Raw genomic sequence first — 909 nt, 5'->3', positions numbered from 1 at the left:
GCGCCATCTCGCCGTTGTCGGTGCACGGACCGTCGGCGATGACCTGGTTGACCTCCACCCGGTCGCCCTCGGCCACGATCGGCTTCTGGTTGAACGAGGTGCCCTGGTTGGACCGCTTGAACTTGGCCACGCGGTAGGTCGTCCGGGTGCCGTCGTCGTTCATCACGGTGATGTAGTCGGCGGAGACCTCCTCCACCACACCGGCCTTCTCGGCGCTGATCACGTCACCCGTGTCGGTCGCGGCACGGTATTCCATGCCGGTGCCGACCAGCGGCGCCTCGCTCCTGAGCAGCGGCACCGACTGGCGCTGCATGTTCGCGCCCATCAACGCCCGGTTGGCGTCGTCGTGCTCGAGGAAGGGGATCATCGCGGTGGCCACCGACACCATCTGGCGCGGCGACACGTCCATGTAGTCCACCTCGTCCGAGCGGACGTGCTCGAACTCGCCGCCCTTGCGCCGCACGAGCACCCGGCTCTCGGCGAACCCGCCGTCCTCCGTCAGCGCGGAGTTCGCCTGGGCGATGATGTACCGATCCTCCTCGTCGGCGGTGAGGTAGTCGATGTGCTCGGTGACCTTGCCGTCGACGACCTTGCGGTAGGGCGTCTCCACGAAGCCGAAGGGATTGAGGCGGGCGAAGCACGCGAGGTAGCCGATCAGGCCGATGTTCGGTCCTTCCGGGGTCTCGATCGGGCACATCCGGCCGTAGTGGGACGGGTGCACGTCGCGCACCTCCATGCCGGCCCGCTCGCGGGACAGGCCGCCGGGGCCCAGCGCGTTCAGCCGCCGCTTGTGCGTCAGGCCGGCCAGCGGGTTGGTCTGGTCCATGAACTGCGACAGCTGCGAGGTGCCGAAGAACTCCTTGATCGACGCCACGACCGGGCGGATGTTGATCAGGGTCTGCGGCGTGA

1 pseudogene is annotated in these 909 nt (G+C 68.1%); it reads right to left on the bottom strand.

The features are described from left to right. Positions 1-909 (bottom strand): annotated as a pseudogene (locus ACTWPW_RS64360) (DNA-directed RNA polymerase subunit beta); the annotation flags it as partial.

Source organism: Nonomuraea sp. KM90, assembly GCF_052246675.1.
In the GTDB taxonomy this organism is placed as follows: domain Bacteria; phylum Actinomycetota; class Actinomycetes; order Streptosporangiales; family Streptosporangiaceae; genus Nonomuraea.
This window is presented reverse-complemented; position numbering and strand designations above follow the sequence as displayed.